This window comes from Elongatibacter sediminis, assembly GCF_037892215.1.
Classification (GTDB): Bacteria; Pseudomonadota; Gammaproteobacteria; order Xanthomonadales; family SZUA-36; genus Elongatibacter; species Elongatibacter sediminis.
Window position 1 is genome coordinate 81,231 of sequence record NZ_JAZHOG010000001.1, and the last position, 13,233, is coordinate 94,463.

Sequence of the window (13,233 nt, forward strand, 5' to 3'; positions counted from 1 at the left end):
GACCTACCGAGGAACATCCATGAAAATCTCCCGCACTTTCACGGTTGACGCCCCCCGCCAAAGCGTCTGGACCTTCATCACCGACGCCGAGCGGGTTGCCCAGTGCATCCCCGGCTGCGAGGGGGCCCGGGAAACCGGGCCCGGCCAATACGATGCCGCCATCAACGTCAAGGTCGGCCCGATCAGAACCACCTTCCAGGTGGCCATCGAGCAGACCGAGGAACGCCCCCCCGAGTTCGCCGCTTATGTCACCAAGGGCGAGGAAGGCAGCCGGGCCAGCCGCATCAGCGCGACCAGCGAACTGGAATTGACCGAGCCGTCGGCCGGCAGCACCGAAGTCACTTACAGCTCCAACATCAACATCGTGGGCCGGCTCGGCAAGTTCGGCAGCGGCATGATGCAGAAGATCGCGGACAACATCGGCGACGAGTTCGTCGCCGACCTGAAGAACCAGCTCGAAGGCGGTGCGGCGCCCGAACCCGGTACCGCGGCCGAAGTCGAAGTGCCCGAACGACGCGAAGTCACCGTCGGGGCGAACTGGGGATGGTGGGCCGTGGGTATCGGTGCGGCCCTGGCGGCCCTGCTTTGGTTGCTGCTCTGACCCGGGCCCGGACCTCAAGCGGCAACCATCGGAACCCGGACCCGTGGCCGCTCAGTTCACGCGGTTGACGTCCGTGCCGGGATAGAACTCGACGTAGATGAACCAGAATATCCGGCTTTTGAGCGTATTGACCCGTTCCAGCCGGGTGCCATCAGGAAGCCGGCCGAACAGATCGACCTGTTCGACCGGGCCACCGCTGGTATTGAAGAACGCCGCTACGGAATCGTATTCGGGGTCGTAATAGACCACCACCGGCCGGCCGCCGATGGTGACATTGATGAGTCCACCCTGCGCGATGATGAAATCCCGGCTGTAGACCACGTGATCATCCGCCACGCTGATCGCGTACACCAGTTCCTTCATCGGCAACCGCCGATCGGTGTATTCGATGGTGGGAAAGGCGGGCTTCTCGTTCTGGATCCAGTTCAGGCCCACGCCCCATAGCATCATGCCGTGCCGGACCAGCCGGTCCCACGCCGCCAGGACCGGATTGCGCCCCCACTCGGCGATTTCGTTCACGAACACCCTCCCCTCGGGATACAGGGCGCGAAAGGAACGGAACGGCATGCGATAGGTCGGCCATTCCCGCATGGTCGTGCACGTTGGATCGCCTTCCATGCGCCCCCAGAGCTGCTGGATCGGCTCGCCGCTGTTGCGGTCGAACAGCACCAGGTTGTTCTTCAGCTGGGTCATCACGGTCAGGTCCAGTTCGCGCTCACCGATGCGCGGACTGTAGGCGATGCCGAGGTTGGTCAGACCGCAATAGGTCATGATCACCTCCTCACCGTCGATGGTATCGCCCTGGACGACATGCGGCTGCAGCAGGTAATAATCCGAATAGGCAACCGCTCCGTTGTCCGTTTCCAGCACCAGCACTTCGATGTCGTCGACATTCGCATACGACTCGGGCCCGAAATGCGCCCGGTCCAGGCTGCGGGCGAAATAGTCGGGTGCCTCCTGGACACTGACGAAACGGGCGGCATGCTGCTGAGAGCGGAACATCCATTTCGGATTGAACATTCCCGAAACGAATTGAAACACGAAAAGAAAAATCAGCGCGCCCAGCAAGGCGCCATGACAGACGCCGGGCTGCCGTACCCAGGCCAAAACCGCGATCAGCAGAGCGGTGATCGACACCGCGCCGATCAGTTTGCGGTGGTACCAGACCGCCATGGTGAAACGGCGGCTCGATTGCACCACCCATTGGCTGATATCGGCCAGATCCTTGAAAATCACGAAGGCGCCGGCCTGCGCGATCACCATGCTGAGCCAGAACAGGATCGTGTAGTGCGTTTCGTTCATTGCGTCTTCACCCAGGCAACGGGATACGCCGGCACCCCGCCTGAACCTGGCGCAGTCTGCCGGTTCCTGGCCGGCATCATTCTCCGGTTCGGTCCTACAGCCGCCCCAGTTCCCGCAGAATCTTCTCCGGGGTGATCGGCAGGTCCTTCACGCGAACTCCAACTGCGTTGTAGATCGCGTTGGCGATCGCCGGCGCCGGAACGATGATACACATTTCAGACAGGCTTTTGGCGCCGAACGGCCCGGTCGGTTCGATCGATTCGATGAAAATACTCTCGATATTGCGTGGCATCTCCACCGCGGTAGGCATTTTGTAATCCAGGAAATCGCCGGTCAGGCAGGCGCCGGTGTCCGGGTCGAACACGATATGTTCCATCAGGGCATAACCCATGCCCTGCTGAAATCCGCCCTCGACCTGGCCTTCGGCCGACTTGGGATGGAACACCCGGCCGATATCATGCGCGTAGACCACGTTGAGCACGTCGACCTCGCCGGTTTCGGTGTCCACCTCGACTTCGACGAATTCCGCGGCGCAGGGCGAGGGGTTCGACGGAGGCGCCATGCTCGCGGTACCGATGATGGTGCCCTTCTCGGCCAGCGTGGTCGGAGCGGGTCCGTCTTCGGTGGTCTGAATGAACGGCGATTCGGCGCGTTCGATGATGTCGGTCATTGGCACGGCCGTGCTGGGGTCTCCTTTGACCGCAACCTTGCCATCGCGCAGTTCCAGATCATCCGCGTTGGCCTCCATGACGGCGGCAGCCGCCTGAAACAGCCGCTTCTTCGCCGCCACCGCGGCAGCCCGGGTCGCGGTGCCGGCCGAATACGTCGCCCGGCTGGCATGGGTCGGCGCATCGAACGGAGCCGTATCGGTGTCGGCGTAGACCAGCCGAACCCGATCGGCGGCCAGACTCAGTTCCTCGGCCACAACCTGGGTCAGCATCGTATTCTGGCCCGAACCGATATCCACGCAGGCGCTGACCACGTCGGCGGTGCCGTCGCGGTTGAGTTTCACGGTGGCTCCGGCGTGTTCGTAAATATCCGGAAATCCCACGCAACCGCTGACCCACAGTGGGTGACAGGCAAACCCGATGCCCCGTTTCCGGATGCCTGAACCGCTGCCGGCTTTGCCGCGATTGCGGAAGCCACTGCGCTCGGCGCCCTGCTCCAGGCATTCCTGCAGCCGGTAGGTATTGAGCTCGTGGCCCGGCAATACCGGGTGTGGGTCGCCTTCGCGCCAGGTGTTCTTCAAGCGGAACTCGATCGGGTCCAGACCCAGCTTTTCGCAGATCTCATCGTTCTGCGACTCGACCGCGAAGCAGCCCTGGGGCGCGCCATAGCCCCGGTAACCACCGCCGATCATGTTGTTGGTGTAAACGGTGTAGCCCTCCCAGGTCTGGTTCGGGCAATTCCACGGGAAGAAGGTGCCGTACAAGCCATGCACCATGATGACCTCGGAACCGTGCGTGGCATGTGCACCGCAGTCCAGCACACTCTTGATGTAGCGCGCGGTGAACGTGCCGTCGTTCTTCACCCCGGTTTTCAGGTAAACCTTGATCGGATTACGCGTGGTGGAGATGAAATCTTCGGCACGCGTGTGCTGCGCCCGCACCGGCCGGCCGGTTTTGAGGGCCAGCAAGGATGCGATCGGTTCGATGAAGCCGATGTCCAGCTTCCCCCCGAATCCGCCACCGATGTAATCCGGCTTGATCACGTTCACATCACTTTCCGGAATGCCGAGCGCGAAAGCGAGTTTCTCGCGCAATCCGAAACTGTGCTGCATCGAGGAGAGGATTTTGATGCGGCCGCGGGAATCGGCTTCAGCCACGCACACCCGCGGCTCCATGTAACAGGTGTGAACGCGCTGCGTCTGGTAGCAGCCCTCGAACACATGATCGGCCTCGGCGAAACCCGCCTCCAGGTCGCCGGCCTCGAATTTCGCGTGCTTCGCGATGTTGTCTTCCGCGTGCTCCCATAAACGGGGAGCCCCTTCCCCGACCGCTTCCTCGGGGTCGAACACCGCCGGTAATTCGTCGTATTCCACGTCGATCAATTCCAGCGCCTGGGCCGCCACCTCGGGACTGACCGCGGCGACCGCGGCGACCGGCTGCCCGACCCACCGAACGGTATCGCTCATGATGACGAAATCCTGCACCATGCTGCGGGCCTGGGCCGGAACGAAATAGACCGGCGTGAACGGGCGCTGTGGCACATCGTCAGGCGTCAGAACCGCCTTGACCCCGGGCAGTTTTTCCGCCTCGGTGGTATCGATGGAGACGATTTTCGCATGCGCGTAGGGACTGCGCAGAATGCCCGTATGCAGCATGCCCGGCAGGCTGAAGTTGACCGGATAGTTCTTGCCGCCGGTCACTTTGTCGTGGGCATCCGGACGGGTCACGTTGGTGCCGATGATTTTGAGTTCGGTAGACATGAGAGCGCTCCCAGTGCTTCGTATGACGGCCGTTATGCCGGTCTTCCCGCCGCGGCGGCCAGTTGGATCGCATCGACGATCTTGCTGTAACCGGTGCAGCGACACAGGTTGCCGGAAATTCCCTTGCGGATTTCATCTTCGGAAGGATCCGGGTTCTCATCGAGGAGTTGCCGGGCGGCCATCATCATGCCGCAGGTGCAATAACCGCATTGCACGGCATCCGCGTCGATGAACGCCTGTTGCAGCGGATCGAGTTCACCTTCGCGCACCAGGCCTTCGACGGTGGTGACTTTGCGCTCGCCCACCGCCTTCGCGAACGTCATGCACGAGTAAACAGCCCGTCCGTCGACCAGCACGGTGCAACAGCCACAGCCACCGGTATCGCAACCCCGCTTGGTGGCCGTCATTCCGAGTCGGTCGCGCAGCACCCGGGCCAGACTGTCGGATTTCTCGATGGCCACCTCATGGCGTTCGCCATTGACCTCGATCGTGAGCAGTTCCTTCATGCCGATTCCTCCTCAGGCCCGCAGCCGGGCGGCCGCTTTCTCTAGAACACGTTGTACGTAAACCGCCGTCATCGCTTTGCGGTACGCGGCGGATGCGCGATGATCGTCGAGCGGATCGATTTCATTCCTGGCGGCCTCGCCCGCCGCCACGAAGTGTTCCGCTGTCAACGCATTGCCAATCAAAACCTCCTCGGCGGCGCGCGAACGAACCGGTGTCTCACCCACACCACCGCCGACGAACACCCGCGCCATGTCGCAGGTCCCCCCGGAGCCGGCGCTCACCAGCACAGCGGCATTGAGGATGGCCAGATCGTTGGCATTGGTTTCCAGCTTGGCGAAGGCGCTGGCGGCGCGCCCGGTGGGTAACGGCACGCTCATGTCGATGACGAATTCATCCGCCTTGAGGGTATTTTCGAACAGGCCGTCGTAGAACTCCTGAAGCGGAACTTCACGCACTCCGCTTCGCCCTTGGGCACTGACCGCTCCGGCCAGGGCCAACAGGGCGACCGGCATGTCGAAGAACGGACAGGCGGCAGCCACGCAACCGCCTATGGTCGCCGCATTGCGCACCTGGGGCGGCGGCCACGACAACGCGTCCCGAATGGCGCCGAACAGGGGCTGGCCCGCAATTTCGGGGCTTTCAAGCAACTCCCGGAACGTGGTGGTTGCACCGATCCAGAGCCGGCCTTCGTCGGTCCGCACGAAATTCAGTCCCAGCCGGCTGACATCGATCAGCGCCTCGACGTGACTGACCAGGCCCCGCGCCGCCAGGCCGTGAACGAACGTTCCCCCGGCCACGATCATGGCTTCGTCCGGATACTTCTCAAGCAGATCGATAACGGCGTTGCCGCTGTCCGGCAGGTGATAGTGCTGCAATCGGTTCAGGGTCATGGCGTGCTCCGTTCGGGAAGCGGGCATTGGATGTTTGCGTCATCCTGATCAGCCCGTGGCCGGATGTCATTGATCCCGCTCAACTGTTCGCGCATTTGACGGAAGTGACACAGCTTTGCGCGGGCGCGGTCCGGTATTACCATAGTGAATCAGAGGCGAATGATTTCTGACCCGGGTCATCTCGATACGGGCAGGAAATATACGGTATCCCCATGAACACCTGATCGGCATACCGGCACGACATCACCCGCCCGTGACGCAGAACCACGCTGACCCGACTCGATAACCAGGACCTTCTGACCATGGATTTTGAAACCGGCAAACCCTTGCCGCCCGATCGCCTCGCCCGCCGCACCGATCCGGCCGGTTTATCCTTCGACACCACGGCCAGCCTCGAGCCATCGGATCGCGTGCCCGGCCAGGAACGGGCCATCGACGCGCTGCGTTTCGGCGCCGGCATGGCGGTCGACGGACACAATGTCTTCGTGCTGGGCCCACCGGGCGTGGGCCGGCACACGTTCGTTCGCAGCTTTCTTGGCGAGGAAGCCGCCCAGCGCCCCGTTCCACCCGATTTGTGTTACGTCTACAACTTCGAGGATCCACGGCGCCCCAAAGCACTCAGTTTGCCGCCTGGCACCGGTAAGCAGTTGAGCGCGGATATCGAACAGATCATCCAGGATCTGCAGAGCGCCATCCCGCTCGCCTTCGAGAGCGAGGACTTCCAGGCTCAGCAGGGCGCCATCCAGGAACACTTCAAAGAAGCCCAGGAAGCCGCGTTCTCCGAGGTCGAGGAAAACGCCAAAAAAAGAAGCATCGGCGTGGTGCAAACCCCATCTGGCATTGCCTTCGTGCCGCTGCACGAAGGCGAACCACTCAAATCGGAAGATTTCGAAAAACGTCCGGAAGAAGAACAGGCCCGCTTCAGAGCCGACATCGAGGAACTCACCGAACAACTTCAGCGCATCATGCGCGCCACCCCCAAGCGCGCGCGCGAAGTACGCCAGAAGCTGCGCCAGCTCGAACGCGAAGTGGTCAGCCTGGCGGTCAGCGGCCTGCTCGACGAACTGCAGCAGAAATACACCGAACTTCCGGCAGTGGCAGCCTATCTGAAAGCCATGCAGGAAGACATCATCGACAATGTACGCCTGTTCCTGCCACAATCACCGCCCCAGGAACCGGGTCCGCACGCCACCGAAGCGGTGCAACAGGCCGGCCCCGGCGCGACGATGCGCTATGCAGTCAATGTTCTGGTCGACCACAGCGGCGAAGAGGGAGCCCCGGTGGAGATTGCCGATCAACCGAATTTCGCGGAACTGATCGGACGCATCGAGCACGAGGCGCAGTTCGGCACCCTGTCCACCAATTTCAACCTCATCCGCGCCGGTGCCCTGCATCGGGCCAACGGTGGGTACCTGATCATCGATGCCGGACGGATTCTGGCCTACCCCGCGGCCTGGGAAGCATTGAAACGCGCCATCCGCAACCGCCAGATCCGCATCCGTTCGGCGGGCGATGACCTGGGACTTATCAGTACGGTTTCCCTGGAGCCGGAACCTATCCCTCTGGACCTGAAGATCGTTCTGATCGGTGAACGCCGGTTCTACTACCTGCTGTCTCAGCTCGATCCTGAATTCCCGGACCTGTTCAAGGTGGCGGCGGACTTCGAGGACGACATCCCGCGCGCGGACGAGCACGTCGAGGAACTGGCCCGCCTGCTGGCCTGCATGATTGAAAACGAAAACCTCCTGCCGCTCGACCGCACCGCCTTCGCCCGGTTGATGGACGAGAGCGCGCGCCAGGCCGCCGACGTCGAGCGACTCTCCGCGGACATCCGCCACACCTTCGACCTCACCCGCGAAGCCCACTACTGGGCGGATCAACGCGGCGCCAAATCCATCGGTGCCGAAGATGTTTCGACGGCGATCGCCAGCCGGGTACGGCGTGCCAGCCGCATGCGTGAACGCATGCTGGAGCAGACCCTGCGCGAAACCCTGGTCATCGAAACCGACGGTGAGCACATCGGCCAGATCAACGGTCTTTCGGTGCTGCAACTCGGTGACTACGCTTTCGGCCGCCCGCAACGCATTACCGCGACGGTGACCCTGGGCGCCGGCAACGTCGTCGACATCGAACGCGAGGTGGAACTCGGCGGGCCGCTGCATTCCAAGGGCGTGATGATACTCACCGGTTTCCTGCGCTCGCACTACGTCCGCGACCACCCGTTGTCGCTGTCCGCCAGCCTGGTGTTCGAGCAATCCTACGGTGGCGTCGACGGCGACAGCGCCTCCGCCGCCGAGCTGTGCGCACTGGCCTCGGCGCTGGCCGATGCCCCCATCTCGCAGTCGTTCGCCATCACCGGCTCGGTGGATCAGCATGGCCACGTACAGGCCATCGGCGGGGTCAACCAGAAGATCGAGGGATTTTTCGACCTCTGCGCCGCTCGCGGGCTGACCGGCAAACAAGGGGTGCTCATTCCCAAGGCCAACGTCAAGCACCTGATGTTGCGGGACGACGTCATCGACGCGGTCCGCGACGGACAGTTCCAGGTCTACCCGGTGGAGCACGTCGACCAGTGCCTGGAGCGGCTCACCGGCATGGATGCGGGCCAGGCCGACGCCGATGGTGTCTTCCCGGAAGGGACGATCAACCAGCGCATCCAGGCCCGTTTGCTCGACCTGGCCGAAAAGCGCCGGAACTTCGGGCGCGAGGCGGGCAAATCCAATGATGATTGAAGCGGTATCCAGCAGTCCCAAAACGGGCGCCCGGCGCCGCATCGCTGTATTTCTGGGCAGCGGATCATCCTCGCGGCGAGTGCTGAATGCGCTGCTGCCCTTGCTCGAACGCCCTGCCGCCGCGGATCTGGAAGGCGTGTTCATCGAAGACAGCGGCCTGCAGGCGGCCGCCGAGCTGCCCTTCGTCAAGGAATTGTGCTGGCTGACATCCGACGTGCGCGATTTCGGCGCCGCGGACGTCCGGCGCGAAATCACCCGGCGGATGCACGAAGCGCGCCGGTTGTTCGAAAAGGCAGCCGAACGCGCCGGCGCAGGCTGCTCGTTCCGCAACGCCAGTGGGCCCACCCTGGTGCTGCTGCGCGAGGCCGCGTCCGCCGCGGACATCACCCTGTTCGAGCCCACGCGGGCTTCGGCACTGGCCCTGCTTCAACGCGGTAACCCGCCGCCAACAGGTGCCGGCCGCATCGTCGTCGCGCTCGATGACCGCGCAACCGCGCGCGCGTTGATCGACGTGGCGTGGGAACTCGCCGGACCCCGGCCGGGCCGGATTGCCGTGCTCATCACACCTTCAGCCCAATCGGATGAAGACCTCGAAACCACACTGCGGGAAACCCTGCCTCGGGGACGGCACATCGTGGACCGGCTGCCGGACAACCGGGTCGACTCGCTGATTGACGCCAGCCGCCGGCTGGGTGCGGCCTGCCTGGTGGTGCCTGCTACCGAAGCGTTGTTGGAGGGGGAGCCGCTGGGGCGGTTGAGGGAGGGGGTGAATTGTCCGGTGGTTATGGTGCGGGGGAACTGAACGACAACGTCCACACGCTGCGCAACAAAAAGAAGGCCGCCTGTCGTCGTGGCGGTCCAATCGGAAAAACTATAATTCGTTCAGCAAGAACAACATCCTCGGTTACGAATATGGGGAACCCTTGGAAAGGTGCATGACATCCATCAGACGCGCAACGGCAGAGGATGCTGCGGTTGTTTTGGAGTTGATCGAGGAACTGGCCGAACACCATGGTCAGGCCGAGCATGTCCGAACGGACGAGGACTCGCTTGTGGCCGCCGGATTCGGTGACGATCCCGGGGTCGGGGCTCTCATTGCGGAAGTTGACGGGATTGTAGCTGGCTTTCTCTCCTACACGGTCTGCTATTCAATCTGGTCTGCCGCTGACTTCATGTTAATCGACGACGTTTACGTTCGTAATGATTTTCGTGGAGACGGATTAGGTGAGGCGCTGATGAGGGAGTTGCAGCAAACCTGCAAGGCACTCGGACTCTCGCGCATCAAGTGGGAAGTTGAGCCAGACAATGCCGCGGCGATACGGTTCTATGAGCGGCTCGGGGCGACTGGGTACGACAAGCGATTATTTCGGTGGAATGTTGAATAGAGCTTGGGTGAACGTCTGCTTTTGACCGCCCCCCCCTACATCGGCTGTTCCGCGGAATTCGATCGATCGAGGGTTCATTGTCAATGCAAAGCCGTTACACGGACCAATCACCTGCGGGCCAAGTCCTGGGTTGTAGTCTAGAGGGAGCGATTGACCTGCTCCGAAGAAAAGGCGCGTGCGTTGATCAGCGTGGCGCGGGAACTCACCGGACCCCGGCCCCGCCGGTTTGCCGTGCTCATCACACCTTCAGCCCAATCGGATGAAGACCTCGAAGCCACACTGCGGGAAACCCTGCCACGGGGACGGCACATCGTGGACCGGCTGCCGGACAACCGGGTCGACTCGCTGATTGACGCCAGCCGCCGGCTGGGTGCGGCCTGCCTGGTGGTGCCGGCTACCGAAGCTTTGTTGGAGGGCAAACCGTTGGGGCGGTTGAGGGAAGGGGTGAATTGTCCGGTGGTTATGGTTAGAGGGGGGTAATGGCGGAGAGGGTGGGATTCGAACCCACGGTACGGATAACCGTACACTTGATTTCGAGTCAAGCCCGTTCGACCACTCCGGCACCTCTCCGCGAGGTATTACACCGTTGACTACCTGGCCAGTTCCCTGGCGCCACTCCCAATCCCGGGTCGTGCGGGATTTCGGGATGGGATTACTCGGGCTATCCCTGCCCTCGCCCGGTTTATCCGGCAGGGGCGAGATCATCGTTACCACGGGGCCGGATGTCAAGCCGTGGAGGGGAATTCAGCGTCCGTTCAGCTTCGATTCAGTCAACCAGGCCTAAACTGGCTCGAATTGGCGTGAATCGGGAGATTCCGGATGAACAGAACCTTGAACTGGACCCTTGCCGGGGCAGTATCGCTGGCACTGGCCGGATCCGCGCAGGCGGCCGGTCCGCGCGAGGGCCATGCACCTCACGGAGCGCCTCCCGGAACGTACGGCCCTTCAGCACCGCAGCACAGTCCGTATCGTCACCCACGCGGGTATGACAAGCACCGGCGTCACGACGACAATGATGACTTCGTCAAGGTGGCCGCCGGCGCCCTGGTGCTGGGAACGATCATTTACGCGATCAGCCAGAACAGCCAGAAGGCCACGCAGGCCCCGCCTCCGGTTTCCGGACCGCCGGCACAGGCACCGGAACCGGCCGCGGCGCCGGATGATTACTGGTATCGAATCGATGGGGATGGGCGTTGCGTACTCGTGTACCTGAACAACGAAGGCCGCGAGGTGTGGACCGACGTCGATCCGTCGAATTGTGAATAGCCCCGATTCCGGGTGCGGGCCTTCGGGTCACTGATTCACCCACGCGGATGGCCGGCCCCGTATCCGGGACCGGCCAAATCGGCCGTTCAGGCCACCGCGCAGCTCATGTCTTGGCCGCAGCACAGGGGTGACTTGATCTTGCCATGCCCGTTGGGGCACTGCGAAATCTGCACCGTTTTGCCCTCACCGACTTCCAGGCTGCCGTTTTCCAGCGGCGCATCACAATGCCCGCAGGTGGCGTTGACCTTCATGCCGCACTTGTCGCATTCGTACGTAGCCATCGAGTACTCCTTTTCAGTTGATTTTCCGCTGCCGGCTGCCGGAATCCGCGGTTACCGGCAGGTTTTCGCACCCGGCTTGCCCTTGCACTTGTTCGACGCGCAATCACTGTCGAATTCACAGGCCGCGCCCGGCGGATAGCCCCCGCCCTGATCGCAATCGGGGTCGAGCTCATCAGCCAGTCCATCGCAGTCGTTGTCGATGCCATCGCCACAGTTCTCGGGTTGTGGCGTACACCCCTGCGGATCCAGAAATTGGCTGACCTCATCGTAATACGCGGCAAAGGCGCCATCCACGGTGGCGTTAGAACCTGCGTCGCAGACGTCATTGACATTGGTACCGCAAGCACCCGACAACTGCCCGACCACCTGCCCTGCGGAGTTGAGAACCGGCGAGCCGCTGCTACCACCCTCGGTGGCACCATAAACATCCCGGCTGTAGATCCTGTCCCCGCGCGGCCAGCTTTGACACGTGCCGGCGGAAACGTCCACCGTGTGCTCGGAATACGCCTGCGGTGCTCCGCCAGGGTGGCTGATGCGGAACAAATCGGCCCCGTCGTCGAAAGCAATCGGTGTGCTGGACCAGCCGAGGAACGCACTGCCGGCCGGCGCCGATTCGCGTAACTGGAAGAGGGTGTAGTCCGCGCTGCGACCCGTGGACAGGATATCCGCCCCCAGGGTGCGCAGCGACTGCGGGTGGTTGGACATGTGATCGAATATGTCATCGCAGGGATGCGGCGAGGAAGACTGGCTCTCGCACGAGGTCGTCAACTGGAAGAAGTTTTCCAGGTTGCGCGCGTCCTTGCCCTTGCTGATGCAGTGGTTGGCGGTCAGAAAATAGGGAATCTCCGAACCCGCGGTATCGGCCAGCAGGCCGCCGGTGCAGATGTACATGTAGGGACCGGAAGGCCATTGCATGTGCGCGGTGGCGTCGCGTGCATCCGCGACCGTCGGATCGGAACCGCATTCGGCATTGCGCACGCACGACGCATTGTAGTCGCAGAAGCCCTCCAGGAAGCGCGGCCTCAGATGCCCCACGCCGGCGATGCGAAAGCCCGTCGCCCGCAGGTCGGCGTCGCTGACCGGCCCACGACGGCGCAACTGCAGCCACACCTCGTCACCCATCACCGTGTGAGACCAGAACTCCCCATCATCGTGCGGCCCCCGTCCGCCATAGGGACCGAAGACCTGACCGTTTTCGGTGAACAGATAAAGCGCGGTTGCCGGTGGCAGACGGAAGGATTTGAAATGAACTCGCACCGCCGTCGCGCCCGGCGACTGCAGCGCCGCCGTGTACACGAAACCGCCGTCGGAGGTGGCCCGCAAGGCCCCGGTCTTGCGCGCCAGTGATTTCGCGTTCAAGCGGGACGCGCGCAGATCGGCAAACGCCACATCCACCTTCAGTTCCCGGACCACGCCCGCACGTTCGGGACTGCTCGACCGGGAACTGCGGTCGATGGCTGCGATCCCGTCTGCGGATACCGGCGCGCGCACAGGCCGCACCAGTCCGTCGACAACCGCCTCGCCCATCAACCATTCGTGCGCTGCACGGCGGTCACGCATCACCGCACCCCGGTCGAAAGACCGGGAACTGCGTTCCGTCATGGCTTGAGCGACCCCCGCACCCGGTACATCCGCAGGTGGCGCGGCTAATGCCGTGAAGTTGAAAAATCCGCCGAGCACGGCAGCGCAGATCGGAATCGTAAGGAACCTTCGCTTCATCATCATCGTCTGGACCATGGTGTCTCCCTCATGCAAGAAGGTGGACGACAGCCGCCGGACGGCGGCCTGCCGCATGCCGACCGGACCTGGCCGACGAACCTCGTGCCAGTGGCCCGATGTCG

Annotated in this window: 12 protein-coding genes and 1 tRNA gene; 6 read left to right on the plus strand and 7 right to left on the minus strand. The window is 62.9% G+C overall.

Annotated elements, in window-relative coordinates; all coding sequences use genetic code 11:
* The first annotated feature begins 19 nt into the window (after positions 1–19).
* Complete coding sequence (locus tag V3330_RS00300) at positions 20–601, plus strand: SRPBCC family protein (RefSeq protein WP_354693370.1); 582 nt, start codon at positions 20–22, stop codon at positions 599–601.
* Positions 602–652: 51 nt separating this feature from the next.
* On the opposite strand, the gene V3330_RS00305 is transcribed toward V3330_RS00300, so the two are convergent.
* From V3330_RS00305 to V3330_RS00320, 4 genes are all read right to left on the minus strand, one after another.
* A complete protein-coding gene (locus V3330_RS00305) occupies positions 653–1,903 on the minus strand; it encodes a DUF3179 domain-containing (seleno)protein (protein ID WP_354693371.1) in 1,251 nt (416 codons plus the stop codon).
* Positions 1,904–1,997: 94 nt separating this feature from the next.
* Entirely contained in the window at positions 1,998–4,331 is a 2,334-nt protein-coding gene (locus tag V3330_RS00310; protein ID WP_354693372.1) for a xanthine dehydrogenase family protein molybdopterin-binding subunit, read from the minus strand.
* A 32-nt stretch (positions 4,332–4,363) separates the two neighbouring features.
* Positions 4,364–4,837 carry a (2Fe-2S)-binding protein gene (locus V3330_RS00315; RefSeq protein ID WP_354693373.1) on the minus strand — a complete coding sequence of 158 codons (474 nt, stop codon included), beginning with the start codon at positions 4,835–4,837 and terminating at the stop codon, positions 4,364–4,366.
* Between the two features lie 12 nt (positions 4,838–4,849).
* Positions 4,850–5,728, minus strand: a complete 879-nt coding sequence (locus tag V3330_RS00320) for an FAD binding domain-containing protein (RefSeq protein ID WP_354693374.1) — start codon at positions 5,726–5,728, stop codon at positions 4,850–4,852.
* A 302-nt stretch (positions 5,729–6,030) separates the two neighbouring features.
* Here V3330_RS00320 and V3330_RS00325 point away from each other — a divergent pair, with 302 nt between their 5' ends.
* The 4 genes from V3330_RS00325 (at position 6,031) to V3330_RS00340 (ending at position 10,325) form a co-directional block, all read left to right on the plus strand.
* Positions 6,031–8,460 (plus strand): Lon protease family protein, encoded by a 2,430-nt coding sequence (locus V3330_RS00325; RefSeq protein WP_354693375.1) that lies wholly within the window; start codon positions 6,031–6,033, stop codon positions 8,458–8,460.
* Entirely contained in the window at positions 8,450–9,262 is an 813-nt protein-coding gene (locus V3330_RS00330) for a universal stress protein (protein WP_354693376.1), read from the plus strand. Before V3330_RS00325 ends, V3330_RS00330 begins: the two co-directional genes overlap by 11 nt.
* A gap of 133 nt (positions 9,263–9,395) precedes the next feature.
* Positions 9,396–9,845 carry a GNAT family N-acetyltransferase gene (locus tag V3330_RS00335; RefSeq protein ID WP_354693377.1) on the plus strand — a complete coding sequence of 150 codons (450 nt, stop codon included), beginning with the start codon at positions 9,396–9,398 and terminating at the stop codon, positions 9,843–9,845.
* A 150-nt stretch (positions 9,846–9,995) separates the two neighbouring features.
* Positions 9,996–10,325: a hypothetical protein gene (locus V3330_RS00340; RefSeq protein WP_354693378.1), complete on the plus strand. Its 330-nt coding sequence runs from the start codon at positions 9,996–9,998 to the stop codon at positions 10,323–10,325.
* On the opposite strand, the gene V3330_RS00345 is transcribed toward V3330_RS00340, so the two are convergent.
* Positions 10,326–10,415: transfer RNA gene (locus V3330_RS00345), tRNA-Ser, on the minus strand. It abuts the gene before it with no gap.
* A 249-nt stretch (positions 10,416–10,664) separates the two neighbouring features.
* Here V3330_RS00345 and V3330_RS00350 point away from each other — a divergent pair.
* Positions 10,665–11,111 (plus strand): hypothetical protein, encoded by a 447-nt coding sequence (locus V3330_RS00350; RefSeq protein WP_354693379.1) that lies wholly within the window; start codon positions 10,665–10,667, stop codon positions 11,109–11,111.
* Between the two features lie 86 nt (positions 11,112–11,197).
* Here V3330_RS00350 and V3330_RS00355 read toward each other — a convergent pair whose 3' ends face one another.
* Together V3330_RS00355 and V3330_RS00360 are read right to left on the minus strand one after the other, a co-directional pair.
* Positions 11,198–11,392 (minus strand): hypothetical protein, encoded by a 195-nt coding sequence (locus V3330_RS00355; RefSeq protein ID WP_354693380.1) that lies wholly within the window; start codon positions 11,390–11,392, stop codon positions 11,198–11,200.
* Between the two features lie 51 nt (positions 11,393–11,443).
* Entirely contained in the window at positions 11,444–13,129 is a 1,686-nt protein-coding gene (locus tag V3330_RS00360) for a trypsin-like peptidase domain-containing protein (protein WP_354693381.1), read from the minus strand.
* Positions 13,130–13,233 lie beyond the last annotated feature (104 nt).

Coding starts and splice junctions, on each gene's coding strand:
- V3330_RS00305 (WP_354693371.1), bottom strand. CDS start 1,903: ATGAACGAAACGCACTACACGATCCTGTTCTGGCTCAGCATGGTGATC.
- V3330_RS00310 (WP_354693372.1), bottom strand. CDS start 4,331: ATGTCTACCGAACTCAAAATCATCGGCACCAACGTGACCCGTCCGGAT.
- V3330_RS00320 (WP_354693374.1), bottom strand. CDS start 5,728: ATGACCCTGAACCGATTGCAGCACTATCACCTGCCGGACAGCGGCAAC.
- V3330_RS00335 (WP_354693377.1), top strand. CDS start 9,396: ATGACATCCATCAGACGCGCAACGGCAGAGGATGCTGCGGTTGTTTTG.
- V3330_RS00325 (WP_354693375.1), top strand. CDS start 6,031: ATGGATTTTGAAACCGGCAAACCCTTGCCGCCCGATCGCCTCGCCCGC.
- V3330_RS00300 (WP_354693370.1), top strand. CDS start 20: ATGAAAATCTCCCGCACTTTCACGGTTGACGCCCCCCGCCAAAGCGTC.
- V3330_RS00360 (WP_354693381.1), bottom strand. CDS start 13,129: ATGGTCCAGACGATGATGATGAAGCGAAGGTTCCTTACGATTCCGATC.
- V3330_RS00355 (WP_354693380.1), bottom strand. CDS start 11,392: ATGGCTACGTACGAATGCGACAAGTGCGGCATGAAGGTCAACGCCACC.
- V3330_RS00315 (WP_354693373.1), bottom strand. CDS start 4,837: ATGAAGGAACTGCTCACGATCGAGGTCAATGGCGAACGCCATGAGGTG.
- V3330_RS00350 (WP_354693379.1), top strand. CDS start 10,665: ATGAACAGAACCTTGAACTGGACCCTTGCCGGGGCAGTATCGCTGGCA.
- V3330_RS00330 (WP_354693376.1), top strand. CDS start 8,450: ATGATGATTGAAGCGGTATCCAGCAGTCCCAAAACGGGCGCCCGGCGC.